This is a genomic window from Streptomyces sp. ISL-12 (assembly GCF_018614415.1).
Taxonomy (GTDB): Bacteria; Actinomycetota; Actinomycetes; order Streptomycetales; family Streptomycetaceae; genus Streptomyces.
The window spans coordinates 1-12,478 of sequence record NZ_JAGGOO010000202.1 but is presented as its reverse complement, the minus strand read 5'-3'; the positions used below and the strand labels follow the sequence as shown (position 1 = coordinate 12,478).

The 12,478-nt window shown below is 72.0% G+C and carries 8 protein-coding genes; 4 read left to right on the top strand and 4 right to left on the bottom strand.

Annotated elements, in window-relative coordinates; translation table 11 throughout:
- A partial coding sequence (locus tag J7I94_RS37525) for a hypothetical protein (protein WP_215174800.1) occupies nucleotides 1-610 on the top strand: 610 nt, incomplete at its 5' end.
- Between the two features lie 21 nt (nucleotides 611-631).
- Here J7I94_RS37525 and J7I94_RS37520 read toward each other — a convergent pair.
- Nucleotides 632-1,357 (bottom strand): VWA domain-containing protein, encoded by a 726-nt coding sequence (locus tag J7I94_RS37520; protein WP_215174798.1) that lies wholly within the window; start codon nucleotides 1,355-1,357, stop codon nucleotides 632-634.
- A gap of 136 nt (nucleotides 1,358-1,493) precedes the next feature.
- Between J7I94_RS37520 and J7I94_RS37515 the strand changes: the two genes are divergently transcribed.
- Nucleotides 1,494-2,420, top strand: coding sequence for a rhomboid family intramembrane serine protease (locus tag J7I94_RS37515; RefSeq protein WP_215174796.1), 927 nt, complete (start codon nucleotides 1,494-1,496; stop codon nucleotides 2,418-2,420).
- A 64-nt stretch (nucleotides 2,421-2,484) separates the two neighbouring features.
- On the top strand, nucleotides 2,485-3,384 hold the full coding sequence (locus J7I94_RS37510) for a chitosanase (protein WP_215174794.1): 900 nt from the start codon (nucleotides 2,485-2,487) through the stop codon (nucleotides 3,382-3,384).
- A gap of 96 nt (nucleotides 3,385-3,480) precedes the next feature.
- Here J7I94_RS37510 and J7I94_RS37505 read toward each other — a convergent pair whose 3' ends face one another.
- The 3 genes from J7I94_RS37505 to J7I94_RS37495 all read right to left on the bottom strand — a co-directional run bounded on the left by J7I94_RS37505 (nucleotide 3,481) and on the right by J7I94_RS37495 (nucleotide 10,658).
- Nucleotides 3,481-4,944, bottom strand: a complete 1,464-nt coding sequence (locus J7I94_RS37505; RefSeq protein ID WP_215174793.1) for a glutamate synthase subunit beta — start codon at nucleotides 4,942-4,944, stop codon at nucleotides 3,481-3,483.
- A complete protein-coding gene (gene gltB, locus J7I94_RS37500; protein WP_215174792.1) occupies nucleotides 4,937-9,532 on the bottom strand; it encodes a glutamate synthase large subunit in 4,596 nt (1,531 codons plus the stop codon). Before gltB ends, J7I94_RS37505 begins: the two co-directional genes overlap by 8 nt.
- Before the next feature lie 394 nt (nucleotides 9,533-9,926).
- Entirely contained in the window at nucleotides 9,927-10,658 is a 732-nt protein-coding gene (locus J7I94_RS37495) for a VIT1/CCC1 transporter family protein (protein ID WP_215174791.1), read from the bottom strand.
- A 282-nt stretch (nucleotides 10,659-10,940) separates the two neighbouring features.
- On the opposite strand from J7I94_RS37495, the gene J7I94_RS37490 reads away from it, so the two are divergent.
- Nucleotides 10,941-12,200 (top strand): ADP-ribosylglycohydrolase family protein, encoded by a 1,260-nt coding sequence (locus tag J7I94_RS37490; RefSeq protein WP_251076323.1) that lies wholly within the window; start codon nucleotides 10,941-10,943, stop codon nucleotides 12,198-12,200.
- Nucleotides 12,201-12,478: the final 278 nt, after the last annotated feature.

The window sequence follows — 12,478 nt, the reverse complement described above, 5'->3', positions numbered from 1 at the left end:
CTTCGTCGAGCTGAACGACCGTTTCCGCACCCACCGCCGGGACATCGGCGCCGCGCTGGCGCACGAGGTGACGCATGTGTACCTGCACCGTCTGGGGCTGTCGTTCCCGGGCACGCGGGACAACGAGATCCTGACCGACACGGTGACGACGTACCTGGGCGCGGGGTGGCTGCTGCTGGACGCGTACCGGGAGGACGCGGCGTCCTCGCAGAAGCTGGGGTACCTGACGCCGGAGGAGTTCGGGTACGTGCTGGCCAAGCGGGCGCTGGTGTTCGGTGAGGACCCGTCGGTGTGGTTCACCAGCCCGCAGGCGTACTCGGCGTACGTGGAGGGCCGGGAGCGGGCCCGCAGGGACGAGCGGCAGCCGCCGCTGACGGCGGCCGGCTGGGCGGGCCGCCGCCGCTACGCCCGGGACCGGCGGCACGCGCGGGACCATCCGTCCGGCGGTGCGGGCGGCGGTGTGCCGTACGCGTTCACCCCGGACGCCCGGGGCCCGCTGCGGGTCTCGTTCCCCTGTCCGACCTGTCACCAGCGCATCCGGGTTCCGGTGCGGGGCCGGGTGCGGGCGCGGTGCGGGCTGTGCCGGACGGTGCTGGAGTGCGATACGTGAGCCGGAGCGCCCCGGCGCGCGTCAGCTCCCGGTGACGATCCCCCGGGCCCGCGCCTCCACCAGCCACTTGGGGAACTCGCCCACCAGACGGTCGTACAGCTCGGCGTCGGAGACCGTGCGCGGGTCCTGTCCGGCGTGGAAGAAGCCGGCGTTGTCGACCACGCGCTTGCCGGGGACGGCCAGTTCGTCGAGTCTGCGGAGGTAGTCGAACTGCTTGCTGCCCCGGTCGCCGAAGCCGATGAACTGCCAGAACAGGGGGAGCCGGGCGGCCTTGCAGAGGTAGCGCTCGGCGGCGAGCCGGTTGATGGGGCCGCCGTCGGTCTGGAAGACGACGAGGGCGGGGGCGGTGGAGCCGCTGTCGAGGTAGTGGTCGATGACGGCGTCCATGGCCAGGTGGTAGGCGGTCTTGCCCATGTGGCCCAGGCCGGCCACGATCCGCTCGATCCGGCCCTGGTGGTCGGCGAGCGCGATGTCGGTGACCGCGTCGACGTCGGTCGAGAAGAACACGACCGGCACGGTGCCGTCGTCGTCGACGTGCGCGGAGAGCGACAGCACCCGGTCGGAGAGCGCCTGCACGCTGCCGTCCTTGTAGTACGGCTTCATGGAGCCGGAGTAGTCGACGACGAGGTAGACGGCGGCCCGCTGCCCGTCCAGTCCGTGTCTGCCCAGTGAGGCACCGGCGCTCTTGTAGAGGCTGACCAGCGCGGGCGCGCTCTCCTCGACCTTGCTCAGGCTGATCGCGGCCATCCGGACTCCCCCACTCGCACCACGGCACAGGCTGCCGAGGTTACGGCACCGGCCGACCCTGCTCTCAGCCCGTCCACAGGAGTTCGCTATTTTGTTCGCCGCCGCCCGTCCCTCACCACCGCAGAGGAGCCGGCTCTTGGAGTCCGAGCCCGTCGTCACGACCTGCTACCGCCATCCGGCGGTGGAGTGTCATGTCCGCTGCACCCGCTGCGAGCGGTACATCTGCCCGGACTGCATGCGCGAGGCGTCCGTCGGCCACCAGTGCCCGGAGTGCGTGAGGGAGGGGGCGCGATCGGTCCGCCAGGCCCGGACCATCGTCGGCGGCCGGGTCACGGCGACGCCGGTGGTGACGTACGCGCTGATCGCGCTCAACGCGCTGGCCTACGTCGCCGAGGTGGTCCGACCGGAGATCGTGGACCGGTTCTCGGTGCTGACCGCGCGGCTGACCGGGCCGGACGACGGCTTCTACGTCTACCAGGCAGACCACCCGTCCGGCTTCCACGCCGAGGGCGTCGTGGCCGGCGAGTGGGAGCGGCTGCTGACCGGCGGTTTCCTCCATCTGCAGCCGACCGAGGGCACGTTCGGGCTGCTGCACATCGTGATGAACATGGTGGCGCTGTGGCAGCTGGGCCGGGTGGTGGAGCCGATGCTCGGCCGCCTGCGCTACCTCGTGCTCTATCTGCTGGCGGTGCTCGGCGGTTCGGTCCTGGTGGTGCTGCTGGCCGACCCCGGGCAGACGTCGGTGGGCGCCTCGGGCGGCATCTTCGGGCTGGGGGCGGCGTACTACGTGCTGGCCCGCCGGGTCGGCGCCGACATGGGGCCGGTCAACCGGTTCATGGCGTATCTGCTGCTGTGGCTGCTGATCTCCGCCGGGCTCACCTCCTGGCAGGGCCACCTCGGCGGTCTGGTGGCCGGGGGTCTGGTGGCGGCGGCGTTCGCCTACGCGCCCCGGGACGGACGCCGGACGCTGGTCCAGGCGGGCGCGTGCGCCGCGCTGCTGGTGGTGCTGGCGGTGGCGGTGCTGGTCCGGGTGGCGGCGCTGACGGGCGGGGGTGCGGCGTGAGGCACCGGTTGCTGATCACCACGGCCACGCCCGCGGCCGCCACACCGACGAACGGCGGTACGGCATGAGGCGCGGGGTGCTGTTCTTCGCGGCCGTACCCGTGGTGGCGACGGCGGCGGTCTTCTTCCTGGCGCCGGCCGACTCCGACGAGCCTGTGCCCGGCCCGCCCGCGGCCACCGCCGGGTCGGCCCGCGAGGAGGCCAAGGACCGGGCCGAGCGGGAGCGGGAGCAGGACGACGCGGTGATCGCCGGCCTGCCGGCCGGGCTGTCCGCCCCGGACAAGAAGGAGCTGGCGCAGCGGCTCGTGGCGAGCGCCGACAACTCCACGCTGGACTGGCGCAGCCTCTACGGCAGCATCGAGGACCTCGGCGACGGGCAGGGGTACACGGCGGGCATCGCCGGTTTCTGCACCGGCACCCACGACCTGCTCACCCTGGTCGAGCGGTACACCGACGACCACCCCGGCAACGGCCTCGCCCGCTATCTGCCCGCCCTGCGCGAGGTCGACGGCACGGATTCCCATGAGGGCCTGGACCCCGGTTTCACGGACGCCTGGCGGGCGGAGGCCGAGGTCCCGGCGTTCCGGAAGGCGCAGGAGGAGGAGCGCGACCGGGTCTACTTCGAGCCGTCCGTGCGCCTGGCCAAGCTGGACGGGCTGTCCACGCTGGGCCAGTACGTGTACTACGACGCGATCATCTTCCACGGCCCGGACACCGAGCGGGACGGCTTCTACGGGCTGCGCGAGCAGGCCATGCGGCAGGCCGAGACCCCGGCCGAGGGCGGCGACGAGAAGACGTACCTGAGCGCCTTCCTCGACGTGCGCCGCGAGGCCCTGCGCAACAGCCGGGACGGCGACACCACCCGCGTCGACACCGCCCAGCGGCGGTTCCTGGAGGCCGGGAACCTGGAGCTGGCGACGCCTTTGGAGTGGCAGGTGTACGGGGACACGTACCAGGTGCCCTAGAGCATGCGACGGCGCCCGCCCCATGTCCGGTCGGGGACGGGGGCGGGCGCCGTCTGTGACCCGTACGCCGTTGTACGGGACAGTCCTGGTGGGGCGTCAGACCGTCAGGGCGCGGTCCGTCGGGCGGATCGGGGCCGGCAGTTCGCTGGCGCCGGTCAGGTAGCTGTCGACGCCCTTGGCGGCCGAGCGGCCCTCGGCGATCGCCCAGACGATGAGTGACTGGCCGCGGCCGGCGTCACCGGCGACGAAGACACCGGGGACGTTGGTCTGGAAGTCGGCGTCGCGGGCGATGTTGCCGCGCTGGTCCAGTTCCAGGCCGAACTGCTCGACCAGGCCGTTCTCGCGGTCGGTGCCGGTGAAGCCCATGGCGAGGGTGACCAGCTGGGCCGGGATCTTGCGCTCGGTGCCCGGCTTCGGGGTGAGCTTGCCGTCGACGAACTCGACCTCGGTCAGGTGCAGCCACTGGACGTTGCCGTCCTCGTCGCCCTCGAAGTGGGTGGTGGAGACGGAGTAGACCCGCTCGCCGCCCTCCTCGTGCGCCGAGGTGACCTTGTAGAGCATGGGGAAGGTCGGCCAGGGCTGGGTGACCGGGTTCCGCTCGTCGCCCGGCCGGGGCATGATCTCCAACTGGGTGACGGAGGCGGCGCCCTGGCGGTGGGCGGTGCCCACGCAGTCGGCGCCGGTGTCGCCGCCGCCGATGACGACGACGTGCTTGCCCTCGGCGGAGATCGGGGAGGTGACGTAGTCGCCCTCCTGGACCTTGTTGGACAGGGGCAGGTACTCCATCGCCTGGTACACGCCCTTGAGTTCGCGGCCGGGGACCGGCAGGTCGCGGGCGGTGGTGGCGCCGACGGCGAGGACGACGGCGTCGTAGCGCTTCTTCAGGTCGCCGGCCTGGATGTCGCGGCCGACCTCCACGCCGGTGCGGAACCGGGTGCCCTCCGCGCGCATCTGCTCGATACGGCGGTTGATGTGCCGCTTCTCCATCTTGAACTCGGGGATGCCGTACCGCAGGAGGCCCCCGACGCGGTCCGCTCGCTCGTAGACGGCGACGGTGTGGCCGGCCCGGGTGAGCTGCTGGGCGGCGGCGAGTCCCGCCGGACCCGAGCCGATCACCGCGACGGTCTTGCCGGACAGGCGCTCGGGGACCTGCGGCGCGACGCTGCCGCTGTCCCACGCCTTGTCGATGATGGAGACCTCGACGTTCTTGATGGTGACCGGCGGCTGGTTGATGCCGAGCACGCACGCCGACTCGCACGGGGCCGGGCACAGGCGGCCGGTGAACTCCGGGAAGTTGTTGGTGGCGTGCAGCCGCTCGGAGGCGGCGGACCAGTCCTCGCGGTAGGCGTAGTCGTTCCACTCGGGGATCAGGTTCCCGAGCGGACAGCCGTTGTGGCAGAACGGGATGCCGCAGTCCATGCACCGGCTGGCCTGCTTGCTGATGATGGGCAGCAGCGAGCCGGGTACGTAGACCTCCTTGAAGTCCCTGACACGCTCCTCGACCGGGCGGGAGGTGGCGACCTCGCGGCCGTGGTTCAGAAAGCCCTTGGGGTCAGCCATTGGTCGCCGCCTCCATCATCTTCTCGGTGATCTCGGACTCGGAGAGACCGTCTCGCTCGGCGGCGTCCTTGGCGGCGAGCACTGCCTTGTACGTGCTGGGGATGATCTTGCTGAACCGCTCGACCGACGCGGACCAGTCTGCGAGCAGCTTGCCCGCGACCGTGGAGCCGGTCTCCTCGGCGTGCCGGCGCACCACGTCGTGCAGCCATTCCTTGTCGGTGTCGTCCAGGGCCTCGATCGCGCCGAGGTTGCCGGCGTTGACGTTGTCCCGGTCGAGGTCGATGACGTAGGCGGTGCCGCCGGACATGCCGGCCGCGAAGTTTCGCCCGGTCTCCCCGAGGACGACCGCCTGGCCGCCGGTCATGTACTCGCAGCCGTGGTCGCCGACGCCCTCGGAGACGACCAGCGCGCCGGAGTTGCGGACGCAGAACCGCTCGCCGGTCTTGCCGCGCAGGAACATCTCGCCGCCGGTGGCGCCGTAGCCGATGGTGTTGCCGGCGATGACGCTGTACTCGGCGAGGTGGTCGGCGCCGCGGTCCGGGCGGACGATGATCCGGCCGCCGGACAGGCCCTTGCCGACGTAGTCGTTGGCGTCGCCCTCCAGGCGCAGCGTGACGCCGCGCGGGACGAAGGCGCCGAAGGACTGGCCGGCGGAGCCGGTGAAGGTGATGTCGATGGTGTCGTCGGGCAGGCCCGCGCCGCCGAACTTCTTGGTCACCTCGTGGCCGAGCATGGTGCCGACCGTGCGGTTGATGTTGCGGATGGCGACCTGGGCGCGGACCGGGGCCGCGTCGGCGGCGCCGGTGGCGGACAGGGCGTCGGCGGCGAGCTTGATCAGCTCGTTGTCGAGCGCCTTCTCCAGGCCGTGGTCCTGCTCGACGACGCGGTGGCGCACCGCGCCCTCGGGCAGCTCGGGCACGTGGAACAGCGGCGCCAGGTCCAGGCCCTGGGCCTTCCAGTGGCTGATGGCGCGGGTGACGTCGAGGGCCTCGGCGTGGCCGACGGCCTCCTCGATGGAGCGGAAGCCCAGCTCGGCGAGGATCTCGCGGACCTCTTCGGCGATGAACTTGAAGAAGTTGACGATGTACTCGGCCTTGCCGGAGAACCGGTCGCGCAGCACCGGGTTCTGGGTGGCGATGCCGACCGGGCAGGTGTCCAGGTGGCAGACGCGCATCATGACGCAGCCGGAGACGACGAGCGGCGCGGTGGCGAAACCGAACTCCTCGGCGCCGAGCAGCGCGGCGATGACCACGTCGCGGCCGGTCTTGAGCTGGCCGTCGGTCTGGACGACGATCCGGTCGCGCAGGCCGTTGAGCAGCAGGGTCTGCTGGGTCTCGGCCAGGCCGAGCTCCCAGGGGCCGCCCGCGTGCTTGAGACTCGTCAGAGGAGAAGCACCCGTACCGCCGTCGTGGCCGGAGATCAGCACGACGTCCGCGTGCGCCTTGGACACACCGGCGGCGACGGTGCCGACGCCGACCTCGGAGACCAGCTTGACGTGAATGCGCGCCTGGGGGTTGGCGTTCTTCAGGTCGTGGATGAGCTGGGCGAGGTCCTCGATGGAGTAGATGTCGTGGTGCGGCGGCGGGGAGATCAGGCCCACGCCCGGCGTCGAGTGACGCGTCTTGGCGACCCACGGGTAGACCTTGTGGCCGGGCAGCTGGCCGCCCTCGCCGGGCTTGGCGCCCTGGGCCATCTTGATCTGGATGTCGTCGGAGTTGACCAGGTACTCGCTGGTCACGCCGAAGCGGCCGGAGGCGACCTGCTTGATGCTGGACCGGCGGGCCGGGTCGTACAGGCGCTCCGGGTCCTCGCCGCCCTCACCGGTGTTGGACTTGCCGCCCAGCTGGTTCATGGCGATGGCGAGGGTCTCGTGGGCCTCGCGCGAGATGGAGCCGTACGACATGGCGCCCGTGGAGAACCGCTTGACGATCTCCGAGACCGGCTCGACCTCGTCGACCGGGATCGAGGGGCGGTCCGACTTGAAGCCGAACAGGCCGCGCAGCGTCATCAGCCGCTCGGACTGCTCGTTCACGCGCTCGGTGTACTTCTTGAAGATGTCGTACTTGCCGGAGCGCGTGGAGTGCTGGAGGCGGAAGACCGTCTCCGGGTCGAACAGGTGCGGCTCGCCCTCGCGGCGCCACTGGTACTCGCCGCCGATGTCGAGGGCGCGGTGCGCCGGCGCGATGCCGGAGACGGGGTACGCCTTGGCGTGCCGGGCGGCGACCTCCTGGGCGATGACGTCGATGCCGACGCCGCCGATCTTGGTGGCGGTGCCGTTGAAGTACTTCTCGACGAACGCCTGGTCCAGCCCGACGGCCTCGAAGACCTGGGCGCCGCGGTAGGAGGCGACGGTGGAGATGCCCATCTTGGACATGACCTTGAGGACGCCCTTGCCGAGGGCGTAGATCAGGTTCCGGATGGCCTGCTCGGCCTCGATGCCGGGCAGGAAGGTGCCCGCGCGGACCAGGTCCTCGACGGACTCCATGGCCAGGTACGGGTTGACCGCGGCGGCGCCGAAGCCGATGAGCAGGGCGACGTGGTGGACCTCGCGGACGTCGCCGGCCTCGACCAGCAGGCCCACCTGGGTGCGCTGCTTGGTGCGGATGAGGTGGTGGTGGACGGCGGCGGTGAGCAGCAGCGAGGGGATCGGCGCGTGCTCGGCGTCGGAGTGCCGGTCGGACAGGACGATCAGGCGGGCGCCGTTGCCGATGGCGGCGTCGGCCTCGGCGCAGATCTCCTCGATGCGGGCGGCGAGCGCGTCGCCGCCGCCGGAGACCCGGTAGAGACCGGAGAGGGTCGCGGCCTTCATGCCCGGCATGTCGCCGTCGGCGTTGATGTGGATGAGCTTGGCCAGCTCGTCGTTGTCGATCACCGGGAAGGGCAGCACGACGGAGCGGCAGGACGCGGCCGAGGGCTCCAGGAGGTTGCCCTGGGGGCCCAGCGCGGAGCGCAGGGAGGTGACCAGTTCCTCGCGGATGGCGTCCAGCGGCGGGTTGGTGACCTGCGCGAAGAGCTGGGTGAAGTAGTCGAAGAGCAGCCGGGGGCGGTCGGAGAGCGCGGCGATCGGCGAGTCGGTGCCCATCGAGCCGATCGGCTCGGCGCCGGCCTTGGCCATCGGCGCGAGGATGACGCGCAGCTCTTCCTCGGTGTAGCCGAAGGTCTGCTGGCGGCGGGTGACCGAGGCGTGGGTGTGGACGATGTGCTCGCGCTCGGGCAGGTCGCCCAGCTCGATCTCACCGGCCTGGAGCCAGTCGGCGTACGGGTTCTCGGCGGCGAGCTGCGCCTTGATCTCGTCGTCCTCGATGATGCGGTGCTCGGCGGTGTCCACCAGGAACATCCGGCCGGGCTGGAGGCGGCCCTTGCGGACGACCTTCGCCGGGTCGATGTCGAGGACGCCGACCTCGGAGCCGAGGACGACGAGGCCGTCGTCGGTGACCCAGTAGCGGCCGGGGCGCAGGCCGTTGCGGTCGAGGACCGCGCCGACCTGGGTGCCGTCGGTGAAGGTGACGCAGGCCGGGCCGTCCCAGGGCTCCATCAGGTTGGAGTGGAACGCGTAGAACGCGCGGCGGGCCGGGTCCATGGAGTCGTGGTTCTCCCACGCCTCCGGGATCATCATCAGCACGGAGTGCGGCAGCGACCGCCCGCCCAGGTGCAGCAGCTCCAGGACCTCGTCGAAGGAGGCGGAGTCGGAGGCGTCGGGCGTACAGATCGGGAACAGGCGCTCCAGGTCCGCCGAGGAGCCGAAGACGTCCGAGGCGAGCTGGGACTCGCGGGCGCGCATCCAGTTGCGGTTGCCCTTGACCGTGTTGATCTCGCCGTTGTGCGCGACGAAGCGGTACGGGTGGGCCAGCGGCCAGGACGGGAAGGTGTTCGTCGAGAACCGGGAGTGCACGAGCGCGATCGCGGAGGCGAAGCGGCGGTCGGACAGGTCCGGGAAGAACGGCTCCAGCTGGCCCGTGGTGAGCATGCCCTTGTAGACGATCGTCCGGGCGGACAGCGACGGGAAGTAGACGCCGGCCTCGCGCTCGGCGCGCTTGCGCAGCGCGAAGGCGCGGCGGTCCAGGACGATGCCCTGCGACTGACCGTCGGCGACGAAGACCTGACGGAAGACCGGCATGGTCGAGCGGGCGGTGGCGCCCAGCAGCTGCGGGGCGACCGGCACCTCGCGCCAGCCGAGGACGGTCAGGCCCTCCTCGGCGGCGATCGCCTCGATGCGGGAGACGGCGTCGTCCGTGCCGTGCTCCGGCAGGAAGGCGATGCCGACGGCGTAGTGACCGGCCTCGGGGAGTTCGAATCCGGCCACCTCGCGGAAGAAGGCGTCCGGGACCTGCGAGAGAATGCCCGCGCCGTCGCCCGAGTCGGGCTCGGAGCCGGTGGCGCCGCGGTGCTCCAGGTTGCGCAGCACGGTGAGGGCCTGGTCGACCAGCGTGTGGGACGCCTCGCCGGTGAGAGTGGCGACGAAGCCGACGCCACAGGCGTCGTGCTCGTTGCGGGGGTCGTACATACCCTGCGCAGCAGGGCGAGCATCCATGAACGACCAGTTTCGGCCGTTCTCGGAGTGCTGGGACGGCTGGCGCGGCGTACGCATCGGCTCTCCCGTCGTCGTCAGTGGCAAAGTGCGAAAGGTGCCGAGGGACGACGCTGGCCCTCTGCGCGGCTCAATGTGAGCGCAAAATTTCGTGCAGGTTACATGATGGAACGGCTCTCGGAAAGCGGATATTCCGTTCCAACATGCGGACGCCAGGGGGTGCGTAGCGGGGGTACCGACACCCGGTGGCGGGAGCTGTGGGGGTCCGGCGGGAACAGATCGATGTCCGTCGGACCGAGGGGCGGAACGGGCTTCGTCACCCATCCCGCGGATGTGCCGTGAGCACCTTTGCCCACAGCGCTTACGGCTCATGCCCAGTGGTCATGCGCTCGAAACCATTGAGCAACGTGTAACCGACTACTTATGCGGCCCAACGCATAAGTCTGGGGCCCGGTCATCCTACGGCCGTTCCGAACAATGTTCCCAGGGCGTACGTCACACCGGCCGCCGCGCCGCCCAGGAGGAGCTGCCGCAGTCCGCTGTACCACCAGCTCCGCGCGGTCACCTTGGCCACCACCGCGCCGCTGAGGAACAACCCGGCCAGCGCCAGCACCACCGCGGGCCACAGCGCGCTCGCGCCGAGCAGGTAGGGCAGTACGGGGAGCAGGGCGCCCAGGGCGAAGGAGCCGAACGAGGACACGGCCGCGACCAGCGGGGACGGCAGGTCGGAGGGGTCGATGCCCAGCTCCTCGCGGGCGTGTATCTCCAGCGCCTGCTCGGGGTCGCGGGAGAGCTGCCGGGCGACCTCGCGGGCGAGGCCGGGGTCGACGCCGCGCCCCTCGTAGAGGGCGGCCAGCTCGGCCTCCTCGTCCGCCGGGTGCCTGCGCAGCTCGCGGCGCTCGACGTCCAGCTCGGCCTCGACCAGCTCGCGCTGGGAGGCGACGGAGGTGTACTCGCCGGCGGCCATGGAGAAGGCGCCGGCGGCCAGGCCGGCGAGGCCGCTGATCACGACGGTGTGCTGGCTGGCGGTGCCGCCGGCCACGCCGGTCATGAGCGCGAGGTTGGAGACCAGGCCGTCCATCGCACCGAAGACGGCGGGGCGCAGCCAGCCGCCGTTGACGTCCCGGTGGGTGTGGTTGTCGCGGTGCGCCTCGTGCAGGGTCGCTTCGGTTTCGATGATGGCCATGAGGGTCCCCCACCAGCTTCTTCGGGCTTCTCGGGCGGGCTTCTTTAGACGAAGTCCACTTCTTGACAACCACCAATGTACGTCCGTCATTCCTGCCCCGCCAGCAAGGAAAGGCTGGGCTAACCTGCGGTTTTACCGTTGATTGCTCATCCGTGCCGCAGGCCGCACACATGTCGACCGGGTGATGCTGGGGCTCATGAGGCTGCGGGGAGCCACGCACCGGGGACAGTTCCGCAAAGTCCCCGAGGCAATCCGAGGGGCCCAGGGAGAGGAGCCGGCCGCATGGCAGGGACCGCACTCCGTGAACGGGCGCGTGGCGCGCTGCTCGGTCTGGCCGTCGGCGACGCGCTCGGGGCACCGGCCGAGAACATGAAGCCCTCGCAGATCCGCGCCCGCTGGGGCCGCATCACCGGTTACGTCGCCGAACGCCCCGCCGGCACCGACGACACCGAGTACGCGATCTTCTCCGGGCTGCTGCTGGCCCGGCACGGGTCCGCGCTCACGCCCGCCCATGTGGAGGCGGCCTGGCACGAGTGGATCGCCGACCGCGACGAGGGCCCCTTCCGGGGCGCTGGGTTCAGCGAACGCGGCACCCTGGAGAACCTGCGCCGGGGACTGGCCGCCCCCATCTCCGCCCAGCACCGGCACGCCTGGAGCGACGGGCTCGCGATGCGCGCGGCGCCCTACGGGGTGTTCGCGGCCGGACGCCCCGCCGAGGCGGCCCGGCTGGTGGCGGTCGACGGCTCGGTCAGCCATGACGGCGAGGGGATCTACGGCGGCCAGGCGGTGGCGGCCGGGGTCGCGGCGGCGATGGCGGGGGCGCCGACCGTGGCGGTGGTGGCCTCCGCGCTGGCCGTCGTCCCCGACGACTCCTGGACGGCGCGCTCGCTGCGCCGGGCGGTGACGGCGGCCCACCGCGGCGAACGCGCGGTCCGCTCCGCGGTGGTCGTCGGCGGCTACCCCTGGACCGACCTGGCCCCGGAGGCGGTCGCCCTCGCCTTCGGGGCGTACGCGGCGGCCGACGGGGACTTCGCGGAGGCGGTGCTCATGGCCGTCAACATGGGGCGCGACGCCGACACGACGGCGGCGGTCGCGGGCGCGCTGGCCGGGGCGGCGCGGGGGGTCGCCGCGATCCCGGCGGAGTGGGCCGGCGCGATCGGCCCGGCCCGCGGCAGCTGTCTGCCGGCCATGGCCGGCCACCACGTCCTGGAGGTGGCGGACCTGCTCACACCACGGCCGACGGCCGACGGCACCGGACACGCCGGGCCCACCGGACACGCCGACGGCACCGGAGTCGCCGACCGCACCGGACACGCCGACGGCACCCGAGTCGCCGACCGCACCGGACACGCCGAGCACACCGAGCCCGCGCCCCCGGTCACCGAACGCCACCGGCCCCGGCACGCGACCGCCGGCCTCGGCCGGCCCGGCGGTGCCCGGGTCCTCCCGGAACCGGAACCCCACGCCGTCGCCCGCGCGGAACCACCCGCGGTCGTCCCCGCCCGCGACCCGGGCGGCAACACGGCGGAGCCGGTCTCGTGACCCGGCGCCGCCCCTCCCGTCAGGAGCCCGTCACCACGGCCTACACCGCCCCGCCCGACACGGCGGCACCGCCCCCGGCCGCCGGCAGCGGGCACCGCACCGCCCCCGGCACCCGGACGGACACAGACAGGGCCCACGTCCCCCGGACGGACCCAGACACGGCCCACGGCCCCCGGACCGACCGCGGCACCGGTCCGGTCCCCGGCACGGACGAAGACCTCGGTCCAGGCCCCCGGACAGACAAAGACCCCGATCCGGCCCCACGCCCAGACCAGAAC

Bases quoted from the DNA above. Each gene is read 5' to 3' on its own strand.
- gltB (WP_215174792.1), bottom strand. From the start codon at position 9,532: ATGCGTACGCCGCGCCAGCCGTCCCAGCACTCCGAGAACGGCCGAAAC.
- J7I94_RS37490 (WP_251076323.1), top strand. From the start codon at position 10,941: ATGGCAGGGACCGCACTCCGTGAACGGGCGCGTGGCGCGCTGCTCGGT.
- J7I94_RS37520 (WP_215174798.1), bottom strand. From the start codon at position 1,357: ATGGCCGCGATCAGCCTGAGCAAGGTCGAGGAGAGCGCGCCCGCGCTG.
- J7I94_RS37510 (WP_215174794.1), top strand. From the start codon at position 2,485: ATGAGGCGCGGGGTGCTGTTCTTCGCGGCCGTACCCGTGGTGGCGACG.
- J7I94_RS37495 (WP_215174791.1), bottom strand. From the start codon at position 10,658: ATGGCCATCATCGAAACCGAAGCGACCCTGCACGAGGCGCACCGCGAC.
- J7I94_RS37505 (WP_215174793.1), bottom strand. From the start codon at position 4,944: ATGGCTGACCCCAAGGGCTTTCTGAACCACGGCCGCGAGGTCGCCACC.